General features: G+C 70.9%; 17 protein-coding genes. 12 read left to right on the forward strand and 5 right to left on the reverse strand.

Going from position 1 to position 20779, the window contains the following annotated elements; genetic code table 11:
* Window positions 1–5 precede the first annotated feature (5 nt).
* The 8 genes from SSP24_RS03980 to SSP24_RS04015 are packed head-to-tail and all read left to right on the forward strand — an operon-like array spanning window position 6 to window position 11532.
* Window positions 6–1025 (forward strand): carbohydrate kinase family protein, encoded by a 1020-nt coding sequence (locus SSP24_RS03980; protein WP_141307333.1) that lies wholly within the window; start codon window positions 6–8, stop codon window positions 1023–1025.
* A 58-nt stretch (window positions 1026–1083) separates the two neighbouring features.
* The gene (locus SSP24_RS03985) at window positions 1084–2370 is read left to right on the forward strand and encodes an extracellular solute-binding protein (RefSeq protein ID WP_141307334.1); all 1287 of its coding nucleotides are present in this window, start codon (window positions 1084–1086) and stop codon (window positions 2368–2370) included.
* Window positions 2370–3332 (forward strand): carbohydrate ABC transporter permease, encoded by a 963-nt coding sequence (locus SSP24_RS03990; RefSeq protein ID WP_141307335.1) that lies wholly within the window; start codon window positions 2370–2372, stop codon window positions 3330–3332. Before SSP24_RS03985 ends, SSP24_RS03990 begins: the two co-directional genes overlap by 1 nt.
* 14 nt (window positions 3333–3346) lie before the next feature.
* A complete protein-coding gene (locus tag SSP24_RS03995) occupies window positions 3347–4189 on the forward strand; it encodes a carbohydrate ABC transporter permease (protein ID WP_141307336.1) in 843 nt (280 codons plus the stop codon).
* The gene (locus tag SSP24_RS04000; RefSeq protein ID WP_141307337.1) at window positions 4186–7098 is read left to right on the forward strand and encodes a glycoside hydrolase family 2 TIM barrel-domain containing protein; all 2913 of its coding nucleotides are present in this window, start codon (window positions 4186–4188) and stop codon (window positions 7096–7098) included. The genes SSP24_RS03995 and SSP24_RS04000 overlap by 4 nt, the downstream gene beginning before the upstream one ends.
* A gap of 39 nt (window positions 7099–7137) precedes the next feature.
* The gene (locus tag SSP24_RS04005; RefSeq protein ID WP_141307338.1) at window positions 7138–8982 is read left to right on the forward strand and encodes a LamG-like jellyroll fold domain-containing protein; all 1845 of its coding nucleotides are present in this window, start codon (window positions 7138–7140) and stop codon (window positions 8980–8982) included.
* Window positions 8983–8999: 17 nt separating this feature from the next.
* Window positions 9000–10667, forward strand: a complete 1668-nt coding sequence (locus tag SSP24_RS04010) for a PHP domain-containing protein (protein WP_141307339.1) — start codon at window positions 9000–9002, stop codon at window positions 10665–10667.
* A 40-nt stretch (window positions 10668–10707) separates the two neighbouring features.
* On the forward strand, window positions 10708–11532 hold the full coding sequence (locus SSP24_RS04015) for a PaaX family transcriptional regulator (RefSeq protein ID WP_141307388.1): 825 nt from the start codon (window positions 10708–10710) through the stop codon (window positions 11530–11532).
* Here the strand turns inward: SSP24_RS04015 and SSP24_RS04020 are convergent.
* Genes SSP24_RS04020 through SSP24_RS04035 form a run of 4 tightly spaced genes read right to left on the reverse strand, consistent with a single transcriptional unit; the run spans window position 11523 to window position 15300 of the window.
* Window positions 11523–11978 carry a MaoC family dehydratase gene (locus tag SSP24_RS04020; RefSeq protein WP_141307340.1) on the reverse strand — a complete coding sequence of 152 codons (456 nt, stop codon included), beginning with the start codon at window positions 11976–11978 and terminating at the stop codon, window positions 11523–11525. The genes SSP24_RS04015 and SSP24_RS04020 overlap by 10 nt on opposite strands.
* A 14-nt stretch (window positions 11979–11992) precedes the next feature.
* Complete coding sequence (locus tag SSP24_RS04025) at window positions 11993–13495, reverse strand: acyl-CoA synthetase (protein WP_141307341.1); 1503 nt, start codon at window positions 13493–13495, stop codon at window positions 11993–11995.
* Between the two features lie 12 nt (window positions 13496–13507).
* Entirely contained in the window at window positions 13508–14383 is an 876-nt protein-coding gene (locus tag SSP24_RS04030) for an amidohydrolase family protein (protein WP_141307342.1), read from the reverse strand.
* Entirely contained in the window at window positions 14383–15300 is a 918-nt protein-coding gene (locus tag SSP24_RS04035; protein WP_141307343.1) for an SDR family NAD(P)-dependent oxidoreductase, read from the reverse strand. Before SSP24_RS04035 ends, SSP24_RS04030 begins: the two co-directional genes overlap by 1 nt.
* A 136-nt stretch (window positions 15301–15436) precedes the next feature.
* On the opposite strand from SSP24_RS04035, the gene SSP24_RS04040 reads away from it, so the two are divergent.
* From SSP24_RS04040 to SSP24_RS04050, 3 genes are all read left to right on the forward strand, one after another.
* Window positions 15437–15955, forward strand: coding sequence for a MarR family winged helix-turn-helix transcriptional regulator (locus tag SSP24_RS04040; protein WP_174864585.1), 519 nt, complete (start codon window positions 15437–15439; stop codon window positions 15953–15955).
* 81 nt (window positions 15956–16036) lie between these two features.
* A complete protein-coding gene (locus SSP24_RS04045; protein WP_141307344.1) occupies window positions 16037–17392 on the forward strand; it encodes an MFS transporter in 1356 nt (451 codons plus the stop codon).
* Complete coding sequence (locus SSP24_RS04050; RefSeq protein ID WP_141307345.1) at window positions 17389–18747, forward strand: prolyl oligopeptidase family serine peptidase; 1359 nt, start codon at window positions 17389–17391, stop codon at window positions 18745–18747. The genes SSP24_RS04045 and SSP24_RS04050 overlap by 4 nt, the downstream gene beginning before the upstream one ends.
* 23 nt (window positions 18748–18770) lie before the next feature.
* Here SSP24_RS04050 and SSP24_RS04055 read toward each other — a convergent pair whose 3' ends face one another.
* The gene (locus SSP24_RS04055) at window positions 18771–19085 is read right to left on the reverse strand and encodes a hypothetical protein (RefSeq protein ID WP_141307346.1); all 315 of its coding nucleotides are present in this window, start codon (window positions 19083–19085) and stop codon (window positions 18771–18773) included.
* Between the two features lie 289 nt (window positions 19086–19374).
* Here SSP24_RS04055 and SSP24_RS04060 point away from each other — a divergent pair, with 289 nt between their 5' ends.
* The gene (locus SSP24_RS04060; RefSeq protein ID WP_141307347.1) at window positions 19375–20772 is read left to right on the forward strand and encodes a glycoside hydrolase family 16 protein; all 1398 of its coding nucleotides are present in this window, start codon (window positions 19375–19377) and stop codon (window positions 20770–20772) included.
* The last annotated feature ends 7 nt before the right edge of the window (window positions 20773–20779 follow it).

Consider the following 20779-nt stretch of genomic DNA (forward strand, 5'->3'; position numbering starts at 1 on the left):
CTTCCGTGGACGACGACCGGCCCGAGGTGCTGCTGACCGGGCTGCTCTTCTACGACCTCGTCCTCACGGGGCTCGGGAAGCCGCCGACGCCGGGCGAGGAGATCTGGACCGCCGGCATGGGCTGCGGCCCCGGCGGCATCGCCAACCTCGCGGTCGCCGCGTCCCGCTTCGGCCTGAAGACCTCCCTGGCCACCGTCTTCGGCGACGACTTCTACGGTGCCCACTGCCGTGACGTCCTCGCGGGCCAGGAGGGCGTCGACCTGTCCCTCTCGCGTACGGCGGACGGCTGGGCCACCCCCGTCACCGTCTCGCTCGCGCACGGCACCGACCGGGCCCTCGTCACCCACGGCCAGGAGCCCCCGTACTCGCAGGACGTGCTGATGGGCGACCCGCCCGAGGCGCGCACGGCCCTCGTGCACATCGAGGCCCAGCCCCGCGCGTGGCTCGCCAAGGCCGCCGCGAACGGCACGCAGATCTACGCCGACGTGGGCTGGGACCCCACCCAGGAGTGGTCCGCGGACCTCCTGGACCAGCTCTCCCTGTGCCACGCCTTCCTCCCCAACGAGACCGAGGCGATGGCCTACACCCGTACCGACAGCGCGGTCGCGGCCCTCGGGATCCTCTCCGAGCTGGTGCCGGTGGCCGTGGTGACCCGGGGAGGCGACGGCGCCGTCGCCGTCGACCAGACCACCGGCGAGTACGCCGAGGTCCCCGCCCTGGACATCGAAGTCCTGGACGCCACCGGCGCCGGGGACGTCTTCGCGGCGAGCTTCGTCGCCGCGTCGCTCGGTGGCTGGCCGCTTCAGGAGCGGCTGCGGTTCGCGGTGGTGGCCGCCGGGCTGTCCGTACGGCACCACGGCGGGGCCCTGGCCGCCCCCGGCTGGTACGGGGTCGAGCGCTGGTGGCGCTCGCTGACCGACCCCGAGCTCAGGCGGGCGTACGGCTTCCTCGCCGACCGCATCCCGGCGGACGTCGGCCCGCCCGTGCGGTACGCCCCCGTGACCCCGCCCGCACGGCAACACTGACCCCCCACATGCCCCTCGTATGCGAAGTCCCGAACAGATCCGAAAGGCGGTGGGAGCTGTGCGGCTCTCACGAAGAGGCCTGCTGCGCGCGGGCCTGGCCGGTACGGCCGCCACGGCGCTCGGCGGCCTGACGTCCGGCTGCGCCGTTCCGACCGGTTCGACCGGCCGGAACATGGTCCTGTGGTACTGGAGCGGCGGTCTGAGTGACACCGTCGTCAAGGAGGCCAAGGCCCGCTATGACAACGTCGTCAGTCTCAAGGCCCAGCAGATCGGCGGCTACTACCGGTCCAAGCTGATCACCACCATGGCCGGCCGCGCCCACATCCCCGACATCGCGGGGCTCAAGGGCGAGGACATGGCCTCGTACCTGCCGAACGCCGGCCAGTTCGTGGATCTGCGCACGCTCGGCGCGGACAAGCTCAAGAGCCAGTACCTGGACTGGAAGTGGCAGCAGGCGGTCGCCCCGGACGGCAGCCTCATCGGGTTCCCGATCGACGTGGGACCGGTCGTGCACTACTACCAGCAGGCGGTCTTCGAGAAGGCCGGGCTGCCGTACGAGCCGGACGACGTCTCGAAGGAGCTGGACACCTGGGAGAAGTTCTTCGCGGCGGGCGAGCAGCTCAAGAGGCGAATACCGGGGACGTACATCCTGACCGACGTCGGCAGCGTCTTCGAGATGTCGATCGGCCAGGGCACCACCCGCTTCGTCGACAGGGACCGCCACTTCATCGGCGACGGCGAGCATGTCCGCGCCTGCTGGGACCGGGCCGTGGAGGCCAAGCGGCGCGGGATCGTGTCGGACATCGTGACCGGCACGCCCGACTCGATCTCGGCCACCGAGAAGGGGCAACTGCCCAGCCAGCTGAACGCCTCCTGGGCGGCCGGCGACCTCAAGCTGCAGTATCCGAAGACCGAGGGCAAGTGGCGGGTCGCGAACTGCCCCGGCGGCCCCTCGAACGTGGGCGGCTCGTTCCTGTCGATCACCAAGGCGTGCCGGGAGCCCGAGCGCGCCTTCGAGATCATCACCTGGATGCTCAACGCCGACAACCAGGCGCAGGGCTTCGTCGAGGCGGGGCTCTTCCCGTCCACCCCGGCCTCGTACGAGATGAAGAAGCTGCGCGAGCCCGACCCGTTCTTCGGCGACCAGATCACGATGGACGTCTTCGGTCCGGCCGCCGAGAAGATCCCGGTCGCCTTCAACAGCCCGTACGACATCGCGCTCGGGCAGCCGATCCGGGACGAGATCAAGAACGTCGGCGTCCTCGGCAAGGACCCGGAGAAAGCCTGGAGTGACGCCATGAGCAAGTGCCGACGCATCGCCGAGCACCTGGGGGTGAGCTACTGATGACCACCCTCCCCGCAGTGGAGAAGCCCCCGACGGTGCTTCAGGACACACCCGCCGCCCGGCCGAAGACCGGCTTCCGCAGGTACTGGCACCTCTACGCCGCGATCTCCCCCTTCTATCTCCTCTTCCTCGCCTTCGGGCTGATCCCGGTCGGCTTCTCGCTCTACCTCTCCTTCCACCGCTGGGACGGCCTGGGCTCGATGGAGTGGGCGGGCCTGGCGCAGTACCAGTACCTGCTGACCGACAGCGACTTCTGGCAGTCGATCGGGAACACGATCATCATCTGGGCGCTGGCCACGTTCCCCATGATCTTCCTCGCCATGGTGACGGCCGTGATGCTCAACTCGGCGGTGCGCTTCAAGAACGTCTACCGTTTCGCGTACTTCCTGCCGAACGTGACGTCCATCGTCGCGATCGCGATCATCTTCGGTTCGGTCTTCTCCACCAACTTCGGCCTGATGAATGCCCTGTTGCAGGCGGTCGGCCTGGACCAGGTGGCGTGGCTGAACACGCCGTGGGGCATCAAGGTCGCCATCGCCACGCTGATGACCTGGCAGTGGACCGGCTACAACGCGATCATCTTCCTCGCCGGGCTCCAGACCATCCCGAGCGATCTGTACGAGGCGGCGCGCATCGACGGCGCCGGGCCGGTGCAGACGTTCTTCCGGATCACGCTGCCGCTGATGCGGCCGGTACTGCTGTTCGTGCTGGTCGTCTCGACGGTGACCGGACTGCAGAGCTTCGCCGAGCCGCAGGTGCTCCTCCAGACCACTGCGAACGAGTCGACGTTCTCGGGCGGCCCCGACCACGCCGGCCGGACCATGGTCCTCTACTTCTTCCAGCAGACCTTCGACAACAACGACTTCGGTTACGGCGCCGCCGTCGCGTGGGGCATCTTCCTGGTCGTCGTCCTCTTCTCGATCATCAACTGGCGCCTGGTGCAGCGCCGGGGCGAAGCATAGGGAGGCCGGTCACCATGGCATCCACCATCAAGGGCTCCCGGCGCCGGGGCATCGCCCTCCACGCGGTCCTCGTCATCGGCCTGCTGCTGTCGGCCTTCCCCTTCTACTGGGCCGTGATCATGTCGACGCACACGTCGACCGAGATCTTCTCCTACCCGCCGAAGCTGCTGCCCGGCTCGCACTTCTTCGAGAACGTCCGCCATCTCTTCGACAACATCGACTTCTTCGGGTCGATGCTCAACTCGCTCCTTGTCGCCGTCTCGGTGACGGTGCTGGTGCTGTTCTTCGACTCGCTGGCGGCGTTCGTCTTCGCGAAGTTCGAGTTCCCGGGCCGCAAGCTGCTGTTCGCGCTGCTGATGGCCATCTTCATGGTGCCGGCGCAGCTGGCAGCCATCCCCCAGTTCGTGATCATGGCGAAGCTCGGCTGGATCGGCTCGATGACCGCCCTGATCGTCCCGGCGGCGGCCAACGCCTTCGGCATCTTCTGGATGCGCCAGTACATGAAGGGCGCGATCCACGACGAGCTGCTGGACGCCGCCAAGCTGGACGGCGCCGGATTCCTGCGCCAGTACTGGCACGTGGCGCTCCCCGTGGTCCGGCCCGGACTGGCCTTCCTGGGCATCTTCACGTTCATGGCCCAGTGGAACGACTACGCCTGGCCCCTGATCGCCCTCACCAACCCCGACAACGTGACCCTCCAGGTCGCCCTCTCCCAGCTCAACGGCAACCACGGCACCACCGACTACGGCATGGTGATGACCGGCGCCCTGCTCGCCCTCGTCCCGCTCCTGATCGTCTTCGCGATCGGCGCCCGGCAGATCATCGGCGACCTCGCCAAGGGGGCCGTCCGCGGATGACCGCGCCCTTTGCCTGGCTCCGCCCCTGGGAGGCACCCGAGGTGACCTCCTGGGGGCGGCTGCCGATGTGTGCCGTGGACCGGCGTCACCAGGCCGTCTGTCTGGACGGCGAGTGGCGCTTCCAGCTCCTGCCGTCGCCGGAGGCGGCTGCGACCGACGAGTGGGGATCGTCGTACGTCCCCGGCGCCTGGACCCTCCAGGACACCGACGACCCCCCGCAGTACACGAATGTCCAGATGCCGTTCCCCGAGTTCCCGCCCCACGTGCCCGCCGCCAACCCCACCGGGGTGTACGAGCGTGCGGTGGACGTGCCGGGCGAGTGGGCCGGGCGGCGCATCGTGCTCCAGGTGGGGGCGGCCGAGAGCGTGCTGCTCGTGCAGGTGGACGGGCGGCCGGTGGGGATCTCCAAGGACTCGCATCTGGCGGCCGAGTTCGATCTGACGGATGTGGTGCGCGCCGGTGCGCGGGCCGTCGTACGGCTGACCGTCGTGAAGTGGTCGGACGCCTCGCACATCGAGGACCAGGACCAGTGGTGGCACGGCGGGATCACCCGGTCGGTGCTGCTGTACGCCACGGACCCGCTGCATCTGGCGGACGTGACCGTGCAGGCGCGGCGCAGCGGTGAGCTGCGCGTTGATTGCCAGGTACGAGGCCCGCTCCCCGAGGGCTGGTATGTCACCGGCGACCTCGACGGGCAGCTCCTCGCGCAGGACACGGAGTTCGACCGGGCCAACGCCGAGGACGAGCGGGTGTCCGAGTTCCTGGGCGAGGCGCGGCTGCTGGCAAGAGTCCCCGATGTGCGCGCCTGGACCGCCGAGACACCGGAGCTGTACGGCCTGACCGTCCGGCTGCACCGCCCCGACGGAACGGTCGCCGACACCTCGTACCACCGCGTCGGCTTCCGTGACGTCGAGATCGTCGGCCGGGATCTGCTGATCAACGGCGAGCGGGTGTTCATCCGGGGCGTGAACCGGCACGACTTCCATCCGCTGACCGGGCGCACGGTGTCGTACGACGACATGCGCGCGGACCTCGTGCTGCTGAAGCGGTTCGGCTTCAACGCGATCCGCACCGCCCACTACCCCAATGATCCCGCGTTGTACGACCTCGCCGACGAGCTCGGCTTCTACGTCGTCGACGAGGCGGACATCGAGTCGCACGACCACGCCCACGAGATCGCCGACGACCCGCGCTATCTGAACGCCTTCGTGGACCGGGTCTCCCGCATGGTGCTCCGCGACAAGAACCACCCGTCGGTCATCATCTGGTCGCTGGGCAACGAGTCGGACTACGGGGCGAACCATGACGCGGCGGCGGGCTGGGTGCGGCGGCACGATCCGACGCGGCCGGTGCAGTACGAGGGCGCGGCCAAGCGGGGCTGGGCGGATCCGGAGGTGGCCTCCGACATCGCCTGCCCGATGTACGCGCCGATCGAGGAGTGCGTTGCGCACGCACTGTCGGGGAAGCAGACGAAGCCGCTCATCCAGTGCGAGTACTCGCACGCCATGGGCAACAGCAATGGCACGCTGGCCGACCACTGGGCCGCCATCGAGGCCACCCCGGGTCTTCAGGGTGGCTTCATCTGGGAGTTCTGGGACCACGGCATTCTCCAGCGCGTGAGTGACGGAAGACCGGCCGGGCGCGCGGGCGCCGGGCTGTACGAGCGAGGCGTCGCCGGGCCCGGCCACCGCTGGGCGTACGGCGGCGACTTCGGCGAGGTGCCCCACGACGGCGCCTTCATCGCGGACGGTGTGGTCTTTCCGGACCGGACGCCCAAGCCGGTGCTGTACGAGCACCGGGAGATCGCGGCGCCGGTGCGGCTGGAGTGCCTCCGGCACGAGGGGCCGGTCATCGCCAACCACCAGCACTTCCGGGGCCTGGACTGGCTGACCGCCGAGTGGCAGCTGTCGCTCGCGGACGGCCGGACGCTGACCGCCCCGGCCGAGCTGCCCGAGCTGCGGCCGGGTGAGACGGCGGCGGTGCCGTTGCCGTTCGAGCTGCCGGAGGGCGGGGGTGAGGCCTGGCTGACGCTGAAGGTGATGACCGCGCGGGACGAGCCGTGGGCGCCGCGCGGCACGGTCGTGTGCCTGCCGCAGGTGCGGCTCCGGGCGACTCCCGTGCAGCGGACCCTCCCGGTGGCCGACCGCACCGTCGAGGTCGACGCGGACGGACTGCTGGTCCACCCGCTGCTGATCGCCGCTCCCACGCTGTCGCTGTGGCGGGCGCCCACCGACAACGACGAGCTGGGCGGCATGGCGGACCGCTGGCGGGAGTGGGGGCTCGACGCGCCCGTCCGCAAGCTGGTCGCCGTACGCCGGGCGGGCGCGAGTGTCGGCGTGCTCGCCGAGTACGTCTGTGACGCCGGGGTGGTCCGGCACGAGCAGGTGTTCACGGCCGTCGAGGGCGGCATCCGCGTCGAGGAGTCGGCTCAGCTGCCCGAGACGCTGAACGACGTGGCCCGGGTGGGGTCGGTGTTCGAGACGGTGGCCGGGCTGAACCTGCTGGAGTGGTTCGGGCCGGGTCCCTGGGAGTCGTACCCGGACCGCAGTGCGGGCGCTCCCGTCGGACATCACGCGCTCCCCGTCGACGAGCTGTTCACTCCGTATCTGCGGCCGCAGGAGAGCGGTGGTCGGCACGGCGTACGGCACTTCACGCTGTCCGCGCCGGACGCCACCGGTCTCGCGGTGGAGCTGGGGCGGCCCAGCCAGATCTCCGTCACCCGTTACCGTGCCGCGGACCTCGCCGCGGCCGCCCACCACGACGAACTCGTCCCGCGCGCCGGCTGCGTCGTGCACATCGACGCCGCCCACCGCGGCCTGGGCACCGCCTCCTGCGGGCCCGACACCTCACCGGCGTACCTCGTCCCGACCGGCACCCACCGTTGGGGCTGGATCCTGCGCGTTCTCTGAACCCCTCTTTCCCCCTCGTTTCCCCTTTACGGAGCTCCCGTGTGCACTTCGCATGACCACGACCGGGGCGAGGCCCCGCAGGCCGACGCCGGCAGACGCACCTTTCTGCGTGCCACCGCGCTGATCGGCGCCGCCGCCACCGCCGGGGTCGCGCTCCCGGCCACCGCCGCCGAGGCCGCCGGGCAGGGCGGGTGGCGGCCGGATCGGGAGAGCCGGCGCTTCACGTTCGTCGTGATGCCGGACACGCAGTACCTGTTCGACGGGCCCAGCATCGATCCGAAGCCGATCGAGGCCTCGCTGCGTTATCTGCTGGAGCAGGGCCGGGAGGAGAACATCGTTTTCCTGTCCCACCTGGGCGACCTCACCGAGAACGGCACCGCGGCCGAGGTCGAAGCGGCGAGCCGGGCGTTCCGGATCCTGGACCGGTACGGCGTCGGGTACAGCGTGCTGGCCGGCAACCACGACGTCCGCTCGTCCACGGACGACCAGCGCGGGCCGACGCCGTATCTGGAGGCCTTCGGGCCGGAGCGTTTCGAGGGCAAGGGCACCTTCGGCGGGGCCTCGCCCGACGGCTACAACACCTTCCACCTCTTCGAGGCGGCCGGGCGGGAGTGGCTGGTGCTCTCCCTGGACTGGCGGCTGTCGGCGAAAGGATTCGCCTGGGCGAAGGAGGTCATCGCCCGGCACCCGAAGGCGCCCGTCATCCTCACCACGCACGAACTGGTGTACGGCGACGACGCGCTCTCCTCGTACGGGCAGAAGCTCTGGGACCAGCTGATCGAGGACCACGACCAGATCTTCCTGACCCTGAACGGCCACTTCTGGCCCGCCGCCCGCGCCACCCGCAAGAACGCCGCCGGGAACGACGTACACCTGCACCTGACGAACTACCAGAACCGCTACTACGGCGGCGCGGCGATGATCCGCCTCTACCGTTTCGATCTCGACCGGAACACCATCGACGTGGAGACGATCTCCCCGTGGATCCTGGGCCGGGCCGCCAAGGGGCTCAACGCGCTGGAGCGGCAGGAGATCGAACTGACCGGCCCGGAGGACCGGTTCTCGGTGGCGATCGACTTCGAGCGGCGTTTCGCGGGCTTCGCCCCGGTGCCCGCACGGCCCGCGCGCCCGGCGTCGGAGCTGCTGGTGCGGGGCACGGTCGCGTACTGGCGCTTCGACGGACACGGCGAGGGTGCGGCCGTCGACGGCACGGTCCGTGATCTGTCCGGGCGGGGCAACGACCTGACCGTGGTACGGGTGGGCGCCGGCACCCTCACCTGGTCGGCCGACCACCACCCGGACCAGCCGGGGCACGGCAGCCTGCGGTTCCGTGGGGACAAGTCGCCGCTGGTGGGCGCATATCTGCGCACGGTGGACGGCGCGCCGCTCAACTCGGCGACCTTCGAGCGCGGTTACACCGTCGAGGCCTTCTACAAGGTGCCGAGCACCTGGACCGCCTCCCGCAACGCCTGGGGCGGGCTGGTGAGCCGGACCGGCACGGGCGGTGCCGCGGGCAAGACCGAGGGCGACCCGGACGAGCCGCTCGCCACGCTGTCGCTGTCCGACGGGCCCGGCCCGCAGTGGGCCGTGCGGCCGGTCAACCAGCAGGGCATCGCCACCAACTGGGGCCACGAGACGGCCCGGGAGACCTGGTGGCATGTCGCCGTCGTCAACGACGGGCGGCACACCACGATGTACGTCGAGGGCTGCCCCGTCGTGCGCAACCCCACCGCCCGCTCGGTCGGGCTGACCTCGCTCGGGCTGCCCTGGCTGCTCGGCGGCTACGAGTACGGGGGCCGGATCGACCAGATCCACAACGGGTGGCTCGGCGATGTCCGGATCGTCGAACGCGCTCTGCCCGTCTCCCAGTTCATGAACCACTGAGACTCCTGAGGAACGTCATGACCGAGCAGCAGCTGCCCGAGTGGGCCGACCCGTCCGTCCCGCCCGCCGACCTCGACCCGCAGGGTCTGTCCCGCCGCCAACTCCTCGCGACCGCAGGTCTGTTCGGCACGACCTTCGCCCTGGGGGCCGCCGCCTCCCCCGCGGCCGCCGGTGAGCGCCGCCTCGGCGGCAGCGACCCCCGCCTCGCCTACCTCGTCGGCGACCACCACATCCACACCGTCTACAGCCACGACGCGAAGTACACCTTCTCGCAGCTGGCCAAGGCGGGCGCCCAGTACGGCCTGGACTGGATGGTGTTCACCGAGCACTCCAACTTCGGGCACGCCGACTTCGGCGCCACGTTGGAGCACGAGGAGATCCGCAGGGCCCGCGCCGAGAACCCGCGCCGGCTGATCTTCCAGGGCCTGGAGTGGTACATCCCGGCCGCCGAGCACTGCACGGTGTTCACCGCGCCCGGCCCGAACGAGGTCGACCTGCTCACCCGCTTCGAGCGCGCCTACGACGGCAAGCTGCTCGGCTACGACAAGGGCGGCGCCGCCGACGCCGACACCGCCCGCAACGAGCGGCACGCGGTCAGGGCCATCCAGTGGCTGGCCGAGCAGCGCCGCACCGGCTACGTCGACGACGTGCTCGTGCTCGCCAACCACCCGATGCGCCTCGGCATCGACTCCCCGCACGAGATACGCGCCTGGCGGGACGCCGCCCCCGAGGTCATGATCGGCATGGAGGGCGCGCCCGGCGCCCAGGGCGCGGCGATCCCCGGCTGGCGCGGTACCAACTCAATCCGGGGTGAGTACGAGAACAAGCCGTCCGACCAGTCCTGGCCGGGCTACCCGGCGGACGCCTACCTCACCTACGGCGGCTTCGACTGGGCGACCGCGACGGTCGGCGGCCTGTGGGACGCGATGCTCTCCGAGGGCAAGCTGTTCTCGGTCACCACCAACTCCGACGCCCACCGGATCGTCTTCGACACCTGGAAGAACGGCGACTGGAAGCCGGGCCAGACCTTCGACAACACCGGCAGGCTGCCCGACCCGGTGAACACCGACACCCCGCAGCCCGGCAGCGACTTCTGGCCCGGCCAGTTCAGCCGCACCCACGTCGGCGTCACCCGCTACGGCTACCGCGCGGTGATGGCGGGCCTGCGCGCGGGCCGCGTCTGGCTGGACCACGGGCATCTGCTCGACGGCCTGGAGGTGCGCCTGAAGCGCGACCGCGACCACTCCCGGGGCGTCACGCTGGGCGGCCGGCTGCGGGTCCGCAAGGGCGAGCGGCTCACGCTGTACGTCACGGTGACGACCGCCTCGCGCCGCAACCCCGCCGGGATCCTGCCCGAGCTGGCACACGTCGACGTCATCCGCGGCGCGGTGCGCGGCCCGGCCGCCGACCGGGACAACTGGCGCGCCCCCGACACCAAGGTCGTGCACAGCCGGGACGTGGGCGGCCGCAAGGGGACGTACACCCTGCGCATTCCGCTCATCGCCGGGGACGAGTCGTTCTACGTCCGGCTGCGCGGCAGCGACGGCAACCGGCACGGCGCCGGCTACCTCGGCACGTCCGTCGACCCGCACGGGCCGATCACCCACGCGCCGGGCGACGGCGACCCGTGGGCGGACACGTGGTTCTACTCGAACCCGATCTTCGTGGACGTGGCAGGGGCCTGATCACCTCGCCCCGCGGGGGCGTACGGTGGGCCGCGTGACCATGGAAGAGTCGCTGCGGCCCCAGTCCCTGATGCTGACGTTCCTGGGCGACCAGGTGCTCGGCCGGGACGTGTGCGTGTACTCGGGCAGCGTCATCGACGTCTTCGCCCGCGCCGGTGTCGGCGAGCAGGCGACGCGGTCGACGCTGACCCGGATGGTGCAGCGCGGTCTGCTGCGCCGCCAGCGTGAGGGCCGCCGGATGTACTTCGGGCTGACCGAGCACTCGGCGGCCGTGCTGCGCGACGGCGAGCGGCGCATCTGGCAGACCGGCGCGGTCAACCGGCAGTGGGACGGCACCTGGACGCTGCTCGGGTTCTCGCTGCCGGAGTCCTGGCAGCGCCAGCGCCACGACCTGCGCTCCAAACTCACCTGGAGCGGCTTCGGCCCGCTGTTCAGCGGGCTGTGGATCGCGCCCGGCGAGGTCGACGTGTCCGAGCTGGTGGCCGAGTTGGGCCTGGCCGCCCATGTGAAGGTGTTCCGGGCGCACGCCGACACCGGCACGGACATCGCCGCGATGATCGAGGAGACCTGGGAGCTCACCGAACTGGCGGCGCGCTACGAGGCATTCGTCCGGCGCTGGCAGCCGTGGGAGACGGAACTGCCGGACGCGGACGACGCGCTCGCGCTGCGGCTGCTGTTGCAGGCCGAGTGGCTGCGGATCATCCGGCGCGATCCCCGGCTGCCGGTCGTGCATCTGCCGGACGACTGGCCGGCGGAGGGAGCCGAGAAGACGTTCCGGAGGGTGCACGAGCGGCTCACCCCGCTCGCGGACGCCTCGGCGGAACGCCTGCTCGACCTCCTGCCGGTCCGCCCCGATCAGGCGTAGAACCGCGACAGGCTCTGCAGCACGGCGGCGGGCTTGGCACCGCCCTCGATCTCGATCGTGCCGTCGACGGTGATCTGCACCCCACCCGGCACCTCTTCCACCTCCGCCAGCTTGCCCACCAGCCGGATCCGCGACCCGACCTTCACGGGTGCCGGGAAGCGCACCTTGTTCAGGCCGTAGTTGACCTTGGTGGTGACGCCCTGGACGTCCAGCAGCTCGGTGAACAGCGGGATGAAGAGGGAGAGGGTGAGGTAGCCGTGGGCGATGGGGGCGCCGAAGGGGCCGTCCTTGGCGCGCTCGGGGTCCACATGGATCCACTGGTGGTCGCCGGTCGCGTCGGCGAAGGTGTCGATCCGCTCCTGGGTGACCTCGATCCACTCACTGGTGCCCAGGTCGCTGCCCGCGAGCTTCTTCAGTTCGTCGAGGCCGTTGACGGTGATGCTCATGTAGCTGCCCTTCACTAGGAGTTGCCGTAGGCCTTGCGGACCCGGGACTTCAGGAGCTTTCCGGAGGCGGTGCGCGGCAGTTCGTCCGCGATCACCACGGACTTGGGGATCTTGTACTTGGCGAGCCGTCCGGCCAGGGACGCCAGCACCTCGTCGGGGTCCAGCGCGGCGCCCTCGCGCGGGACGACGACCGCGCGCGGCACCTCGCCCCACTTGTCGTCCGCTATGCCTATCACCGCGCACTCGACGATGTCCGGGTGGGCGAGCAGCTGGTCCTCGATCTCGGCGGGGTAGATGTTCTCCCCACCGGAGATGATCATGTCCTTGATGCGGTCGACGATGAACACGTAACCGTCCTCGTCGACCTGGGCGGCGTCGCCGCTGCGGAACCAGCCGTCGGCGAAGGACGCGGCCGTCTCTTCGGGCAGCCCCCAGTAGCCGGGCATGACATGCGGCCCGCGCACCACGATCTCGCCCACCTCGCCGACGTCCACCGGCGCGAGGTCGGGCCGTACCACCCGTACGTCGCTGAAGAAGTGCGGCACCCCGGCCGAACCGGCCTTGCCGACGGCGTGCTCGGCGTCGAGGAAGAGCGTGCCGGGGGCGGCCTCGGTCATGCCGTAGCCCTGGAGGAAGGTCAGACCGCGCTCTTGGTACGCCGCGATCAGCGGGGTCGGGACCGGGGAGCCGCCGCAGGTCAGGATGCGCAGGGAGGACAGGTCGGCGTCCGGCCAGCGCGGATGCCGGGCCACCTGGTCGAACATCGTCGGCACCCCGAACATGAAGGTGATCCGGTGCCGTTCGATCAGGTCGAAGGTGGCCGCCGGGTCGAAGGCCTCGACCAGCACGCAGGTGCCGCCCTTGAGCAGCACCGGCAGGGTCAGCATGTTCAGGCCGGCGGTGTGGAACAACGGGGCGGAGACCAGGGCGCGTTCGTCGGCGATCAGGTCGGTGTCGACCAGGACGTTGAGCGCGTTCCAGGTCAGATTGCCGTGGGTGAGCATCGCGCCCTTGGGGCGGCCGGTCGTCCCCGAGGTGTACATGATGATGCAGGTGTCGTCGGCGCCGACCGGTTCGTCGATCGGGTCCTCGCACGCCTCCGCGACCGCGGCCTCGTACTCGGCGCCCACCTCGACGTACGCGCGTACGTCCGTGCTGCCGGGCAACCCTGCGACGAGCCCCGCGTAGGAGGGACCGTAGACCAGCGCCTTGGCCCCGGAGTCGGCGAGTTGGTAGGCGAGCTCGGGACCGGCCAGGCGAATGTTGAGGGGGACGAAGACCGCGCCGAGCGTGCCCGCCGCGAACAGTGTCTCCAGGTAGGAGGGGTGGTTCGGGCCGAGGTAGGCGATGCGGTCGCCGCGCCGGACGCCGCGGGCGCGCAGGGCGTGGGCGAGGCGGGTGACACGTACGTACAGCGTGCGGTAGTCGGTCGACGTCTCGCCGTGGATCAGGGCGGTGCGGTGGGGTGTCTTGCGGGCCCGGCGTGCGGGCCACGACCCCAGTCCCTCGTTGCGCATCGGCACGCCCCTTTACGGTTTCGTCAGCCCGAGCAGGCGGGCGGCGTTCTCCTTGAGGATCTTCGGCCTGACCTCGTCCTTGATCGACAGCTTGGCGAAGTCGGCGAGCCAGCGGTCGGGGGTGAGGACGGGGAAGTCGGAGCCGAACAGGACCTTGTCCTTCAGCAGCGTGTTGGCGTACTGCACCAGCTGCGGCGGGAAGTACTTCGGCGACCAGCCGGACAGGTCGATGTGCACGCCCGGCTTGTGCGTGGCGACGGCCAGGGCCTCGTCCTGCCAGGGGAAGGACGGGTGCGCCAGGATGATCTTCAGATGCGGGAAGTCGGCGGCCACGTCGTCGACGTGGAGGGGGTTCGAGTACTTCAGGCGGATCCCGCCGCCACCGGGCACACCGGCGCCGATGCCGGTCTGGCCTGTGTGGAACAGCGCGATGGTGCCGGTCTCCTCGATCACCTCGTACAACTCGTACGCCACCGAGCGGTCGTTGGGGAAGAAGCCCTGGATGCTGGGGTGAAACTTGAAGCCCTTCACCCCGTACTCCTCGACCAGGCGCCGGGCCTGCCGCACGCCCGCCTTTCCCCGGTAGGGGTCGATGGAGGCGAAGGGGATGAGGACGTCCGAGTTGGCGGCGGCGGCCTCGGCGACCTCCTCGTTGGGGACCGGCGGGGTGCCGGTGGCGGATTCGGCGTCGACCGTGAAGATCACGGCGGCCATCTTCCGCTCGCGGTAGTACTGGGCGGTCTCCTCCAGGGTCGGTTTCCGCTTGCCCTCGACCTTGAAGTAGGCGGAGGAGGCGTCGTGCAGGTCGTCGTCCAGGGAGGAGTGGCCCTTGGAGGACACCTCCGCGTGGGTGTGGACGTCGATCGCGACCAGCTCGTCCAGGTCCATCACGCCTCCGGGAACTTGGGCGCCGGAATGCCGACCGACTGGAGTTCGGCGCCGACCGAGGTGGGCCAGACGTCGGCCAGGGTGTCGGGGGTCCAGCCGCCGTCGGCGTACGCCGTCCTGATCTCCTGCGGATGCGACCAGAGTGCCACCTTGTCGCCGCCGATGCCGATGCACTGACCGGTCACGCCGCGCGCGGCCTCGGAGGCCAGGAACGGGACCAGGGCCGCGCAGTCCTCGGGGGTGCCGAAGCCCTCGCCCTTGCGCAGGAAGTCCGGCAGCGGCTCGCCGTTGCGCATCGCCTCGATGTACGGGGCGAAGGCGGGGATGGTCTCGGTCATCGCGGTCGCGGCGACCGGCACGATGGCGTTGACGGTGATGTTCGCCCGGCCCAGCTCCATGGACCAGGTGCGGGCCATGGCGGCGATGCCGGCCTTGGCGGCGGCGTAGTTGGTCTGCCCGAAGTTGCCGCGCTGTCCGGCCGGGGAGCCGACCAGGATCAGGCTGCCGCCCTCGCCCTGCTCGCGCATCCGGACGGCGGCGGCTCGGGCGCAGGTGAACGTGCCCTTCAGGTGCGTGGTGAGCACGGCGTCGAAGTCGTCGTCGGTCATCTTCCACAGCACCTTGTCGCGCAGGATGCCCGCGTTGGTGACCAGGACGTCGAGCCGCCCGAACTCCTCGACCGCGCGGTTGACGAGCCGGTCCGCCGCCTCGGACGTACCGACCGGGACCACCTCGGCCACGGCCCTGCCGCCCGCTTCCTTGATGGACTTCACGGCCGCCTCGGCCACGGCCTCGTCGACGTCGTTGACCACTACGGACGCGCCGTGGGCGGCCAGGGCGTGCGCGTAGGCGAGGCCGAGGCCCCGGCCGCTGCCGGTGACGACGGCGACCTTGCCGGAGAGATCGATGCTGGGCACGGGTGGGTCCCTTCACACGGGTTCGACTTCGAGTCGCACGGGTTCGACTTCGAGTCGTATGGGGGTGCGACTTCGAGATCGAAGCTAAGAGCAATAATTGTTGGCGTCAATAGTTGTTGTGACCCACGGGTGCGGGATGCTGGAATCTCCAGGACGCACCGAGCACAGGGAGCCAGCCATCACACGCCAGAACGTCACCCCGAAGCCCATCGACGCGGACGAGCCGTGGATGCGAGGGCTGCACGCCGACACGGGCTACCTGCTGTACCGCCTGGGCCTGCGCTCGGGTCAGCTGTTCAACGCCTGCCTGCAGGAGTCGGGCCTGCGCCTGCGCCACTACGCGGTGCTGCGCTTCCTCGCCACCACGGAGGGCGCCCTCCAGCGCGAGCTGAGCGCCCGGCTCGGCTATGACCCGAGCGCGATCGTCGGCCTGGTCGACGACCTGGAGAAGCTGGGCTTCGCCGAGCGCCGCCCCTCCCCGGACGACCGCCGCAGCCGGATCGTCGTCCTCACCGAGAGCGGCCGGGCGTTCCTGCGCGACACCGACGAGGCCGGCCTGCGCGTGACCAGCGAGTTGCTCGGCCCGCTGGACCCGGCCGAGCGGGAGTCGCTGCACGCGCTGCTGCTACGGATCGCCGAGGACGGCCTGAACTGATGTTGTGCAAAGGATTGACGGCCGCACGATGACTGCCTAACTTCACGGCACCAGCCGCGCCCCGTCCCCAGGGAGCTCACCGTGCAGCCGTCCCCCTCAGTCGCCCAACCCTCCCCCGATTCCCGGCAGTTGCGCCGCGTCGCCGTGTCCGGCCTGCTCGGCACCACCGTCGAGTTCTACGACTTCCTCGTCTACGGCACGGTCGCCGCGCTCGTCTTCGGTGACCTGTTCTTCCCGCAGGCCGACCCGGCGGTCGGCACCATCGCGGCGTTCGGCACGTTCGCCGCCGGCTATGTCGCCCGTCCGCTCGGCGGCATCGTCTTCGGGCACTTCGGCGACCGGCTCGGCCGCAAGTCGATGATGTTGCTGACCATGGTCCTGATGGGCTGCGGCAGCTTCCTCATCGGCCTGCTGCCGACGTACGACGCGATCGGGGTCTGGGCGCCCGTGCTGCTCGTCGCCCTGCGCGTCGTGCAGGGCCTCGCGATCGGCGGCGAGTGGGGCGGCGCCATGCTGATGGTCGTCGAGCACGCCGAGCACGCGCAGGGCTCCCGGCGCGGCCTGTGGTCCAGCTTCACCCAGCTCGGCGCCCCGCTCGGCTCCGTACTGTCGGCCGGTGTGGTCACGCTCGTCGCCGCCCTGCCGGACGACGAGTTCCGCAGCTGGGGCTGGCGGGTGCCGTTCCTGCTGAGCATCGTGCTGCTGGCCGTCGGCCTGTTCGTGCGTCTGAAGGTCGCGGAGAGCCCGCTGTTCGCGCAGGTCAAGCGGGAGCCGGTGGACAAGCCGCCGATCCTGGAGGTGCTGCGCCGCCCGAAGCCCGTGCTGCTGGCCGCCTGTGTCGGCATCGGCGCGTTCACCGCCCAGTCGCTGCTGACGAGCTTCATGATCTCCTACGCCGTCGACCAGGGGTACACCCGCCCGCAGGTGCTGACCGCGGTGACCGTCGCCTCCTGCGTGGCCCTCGCCGTGCTGCCCGCCGCGTCCGCGCTGTCCGACCGGGTCGGCCGCCGACCCGTCGTGCTCGCCGGTGCGATCGCCTCGGCGGCGCTCGCCTTCCCCGTGCTCGCCCTGGTCGACTCCGGCTCGCCCGGCCTGCTCATCCTCGCCCTCGCCCTCGGCCACGGCGTCGCCCAGTCCACGATGTACGGGCCGCTCGGCGCCCTGCTCACCGAGATGTTCGGCACCCGCGTCCGCTACACCGGCGCCTCCCTCGGCTACCAGGGAGCGACCCTGATCGGCGCCGGATTCTCCCCACTGATCGCGGGCAGCCTCCTCGCCTCCTTCGGCGGCGGCAGCGCCCCGGTGTCGCTGCTGCTGTGCGCGGGCGCGGCGATCACCGCGCTCACGGTGTGGCGGCTGCGCGAGACGCACGCCGACGCCCTGGAGTCCCCCACCGCCCGAGCCGCCGCGCCGACCCCGGAAGGGATGCCCCGTTGAGGACCCGGATCGCACTACTGGCCGTGTCCCTGTGTGCGGTGACCGCACTGCCCGCACAGGCCGCCACGGACGCGCACATCGAGGGCCGACTCCCCTCCGGCGCCACGTACTTGATGGACGTACCCGCCGACTGGAACGGCACCGTCCTCCTCTACAGCCACGGCTACCGCGCCTCCGGCTGGCCCAACCCGGCCGAGAACGCGCCCAGTTCCGAGACCCGGGCCGAACTCCTCGCCGACGGCTACGCCCTCATCGGCTCCTCGTACGCGACGACCGGCTGGGCCGTCACGGACGCCGTCCCCGACCAACTGGCCACCCTGGACCTGTTCACGTCCCGCTTCGGCACCGCCCGGCGCACCCTCGCCTGGGGCACCTCCTACGGCGGGCTCGTCACCACGACCCTCGCCGAGCGGCACGCGGACCGGTTCGACGGGTCGCTGTCGATGTGCGGGCTGGTGCAGGGCGGGATCGCCAACTGGAACAGCACGCTGGACCCGGTGTTCGCGCTCAGGACGCTGCTCGCTCCCGGGGCGGACATCCCGCTCACCGGCTTCGCCGACCAGGCGGCCGCGCAGAACGCCGCTCAGGCGCTCACCGCGAAGGTCACCGCCGCCCAGCAGACCCCCGAGGGCCGCGCCCGGATCGCCCTCGCCGCCGCCCTGCACAACATCCCCGGCCACAACGACCCCGCCCAGCCGGAACCGGCGCCGACCGACTGGGACGCCCAGCAGGCCAACCAGTACGCCGCCGTCACCGGGCTCCTCCAACTGCCCGCCTTCAGCTGGCGCCAGGAGGCCGAGCAACGGGCGGGCGGCAACCCGTCGTGGAACACCGGCGTCGACTACACGGCGATGCTGCGCCGCTCGCCGCTCTACAAGGAGGTCACCGAGCTCTACAAGGAGGCGGGAGCTTCCCTGCGCGCCGACCTCGCGGCGCTGAACCGCGCACCCCGCATCTCCGCCGACCCCGCCGCCGTACGGTGGATGCGCGACACCAGCGTCCTCACCGGCCGCCTGACCGACCCACAGCTGAACATCCACACCACGGGCGACGCGCTGATCCCGGTGCAGGCGGAGAGCGCCTACCGCCGGGCCACCGGCCCGGACCGCCGCCTCGCCCAGGCGTACGTCGACGGCCCCGGCCACTGCACCTTCACCACCGGCGAGATGCTCGCCGCCCTGCACACCCTGGAGCACCGCCTGACCACCGGCCACTGGGACACCTCGGCGGGAGCCCTCAACGCCCGTGCACGACAGGAGGAACCGACGACGCGGCCGCGGTACGTGACGTATCGGCCGACGCCGTATCCACGACCGTACGACCTCGGCCACCCCGGGGACGGACGTCACCGGTAGCGGCTCCGAGGTCGCGGGGCCGGTCAGTCGAACCTGATCTCGTAGCCGTCCTCGGTCGGGCGTCCGTAGTAGCGGGCGCCCACCAGGTCGTACCGGCCGTGCTTGGCCAGCAACGCCTCGACCAGTCCGGGGTCGCTCGCCACCCGGGCGCCGGTCGCCCGGTCGAAGAACGTGATGGAGAAACCCTTCCCCGACCGCACGCGGGTGTCGGCGGTCCGCTGCCGCGGCACGCCGACAGCACCGCCGGACCGGCGGCGTCGCCAGGCACGGACCGCGACGACGACACCCGCCAGCACCACGACGGCGACAACCAGGCGGTGCACCATCACCGGATCCATGCCTCCCCCTCCTATCCCGACGGCCGTGCCGATGACGCGCACGCTAGCCCGGCCCGTGCGGGACCGGTCCCGAATTCCCCCGCACCGGGCGGAGATGCCGAGCATGTCCGCCTTCATCACTTGAACTCCCCGGCTGCCCAAGGACTTTCTCGGTTGCACCTCTTGACGGCTGGAGTGCCCGGGAGCACATTGGCCGCGCAGCCACTGTCTGAGAGCGCTCTCAAGAACCCCCCACGGGCGCTCTCCGACAGGCACCCGCGCATCCCCACTCCGTACCGAGAGGCAACCCATGAGTGAAACCTCCGGCACCCCCGGCAGACGCCGGCCCTACCGGCGGGCCCTCGTCGCCGTGCTGAGCACGCTGGGCCTCGCCGCGCTCGCCGCCACGACCGTGACGCCGACCGCGACCGCGGCCGCGCCACCGCCCCCGTCGGGCTGGACGCAGGTCTTCGTCGACGACTTCAACGGCGCCGCCGGCTCCGGCGTCAACACGGCCAACTGGCAGTACGCGACCGGGAAGGGCTACCCGGGCGGCCCCGCCAACTGGGGCACCGGCGAGGTCGAGACGATGACGTCCAGCACCAGCAACGTCGCCCTCGACGGCAGCGGCAACCTCCGTATCACCCCGCGCCGCGACGCGGCCGGCAACTGGACGTCGGGCCGGATCGAGACCAACCGCACCGACTTCCAGCCCCCGGCCGGCGGCAAGCTGCGCGTCGAGGCGCGCATCCAGATGCCGAACGTCACCGGCGCCGCCGCCCGCGGCTACTGGCCCGCCTTCTGGATGCTGGGCGCCCCGTACCGCGGCAACTACTGGAACTGGCCGGGCGTCGGCGAGCTGGACATCATGGAGAACGTCCAGGGCCTCAACACCGTCTGGGCGACGATGCACTGCGGCACCTCTCCCGGCGGCCCGTGCAACGAGACCACCGGCATCGGCGGTTCCACCGCCTGCCCCGGCGCCACCTGCCAGTCCGGCTTCCACACGTACCGCATGGAGTGGGACCGCTCGACCGACGTCGAGGAGATCCGCTTCTACGTCGACAGCACCCACTTCCACACCGTGCGGGAGAACCAGGTCGACGCGACCACGTGGGCGAACGCCACGGACCACGGCTTCTTCATCATCCTCAACGTGGCGATGGGCGGCGGCTTCGTGGACGCCTTCGGCGGCGGCCCGGACGCGGCCACGGTGCCGGGTCACCCGATGGTCGTCGACTACGTCCAGGTGCTGTCGGCCGGTGGGAGCGGTACCACACCTCCGCCGACCGGCAACCGGGACGCCTACAGCGCCATCCAGGCCGAGTCGCACGACGGCCAGTCCGGCACGATGACCGAGTCGACCTCCGACACGGGCGGCGGCCAGAACATCGGCGCCCTCGCCAATGGCGACTGGGCGCTCTATCGGGGCGTCAACTTCGGCTCCACGCCCGCCAGGCAGTTCTACGCCCGGGTCGCGAGCGGCGCCGGATCGGGCGTGAGCGGGCTGGTCGAGGTGCGCCTGGACAGCCGTAGCAGCGCGCCCATCGGGAGCTTCGCGATCGGCAACACGGGCGGCTGGCAGTCCTGGCGGACGGTTCCGGCCAATATCTCCTCCGTCACGGGCACCCACGACGTCTATCTGACCTTCACCAGCGGCCAGCCGGCCGACTTCGTGAATGTGAATTGGTTCAACTTCGGTCGCTGAGTGACTG

It is taken from the genome of Streptomyces spinoverrucosus (genome assembly GCF_006539505.1).
In the GTDB taxonomy this organism is placed as follows: domain Bacteria; phylum Actinomycetota; class Actinomycetes; order Streptomycetales; family Streptomycetaceae; genus Streptomyces; species Streptomyces spinoverrucosus.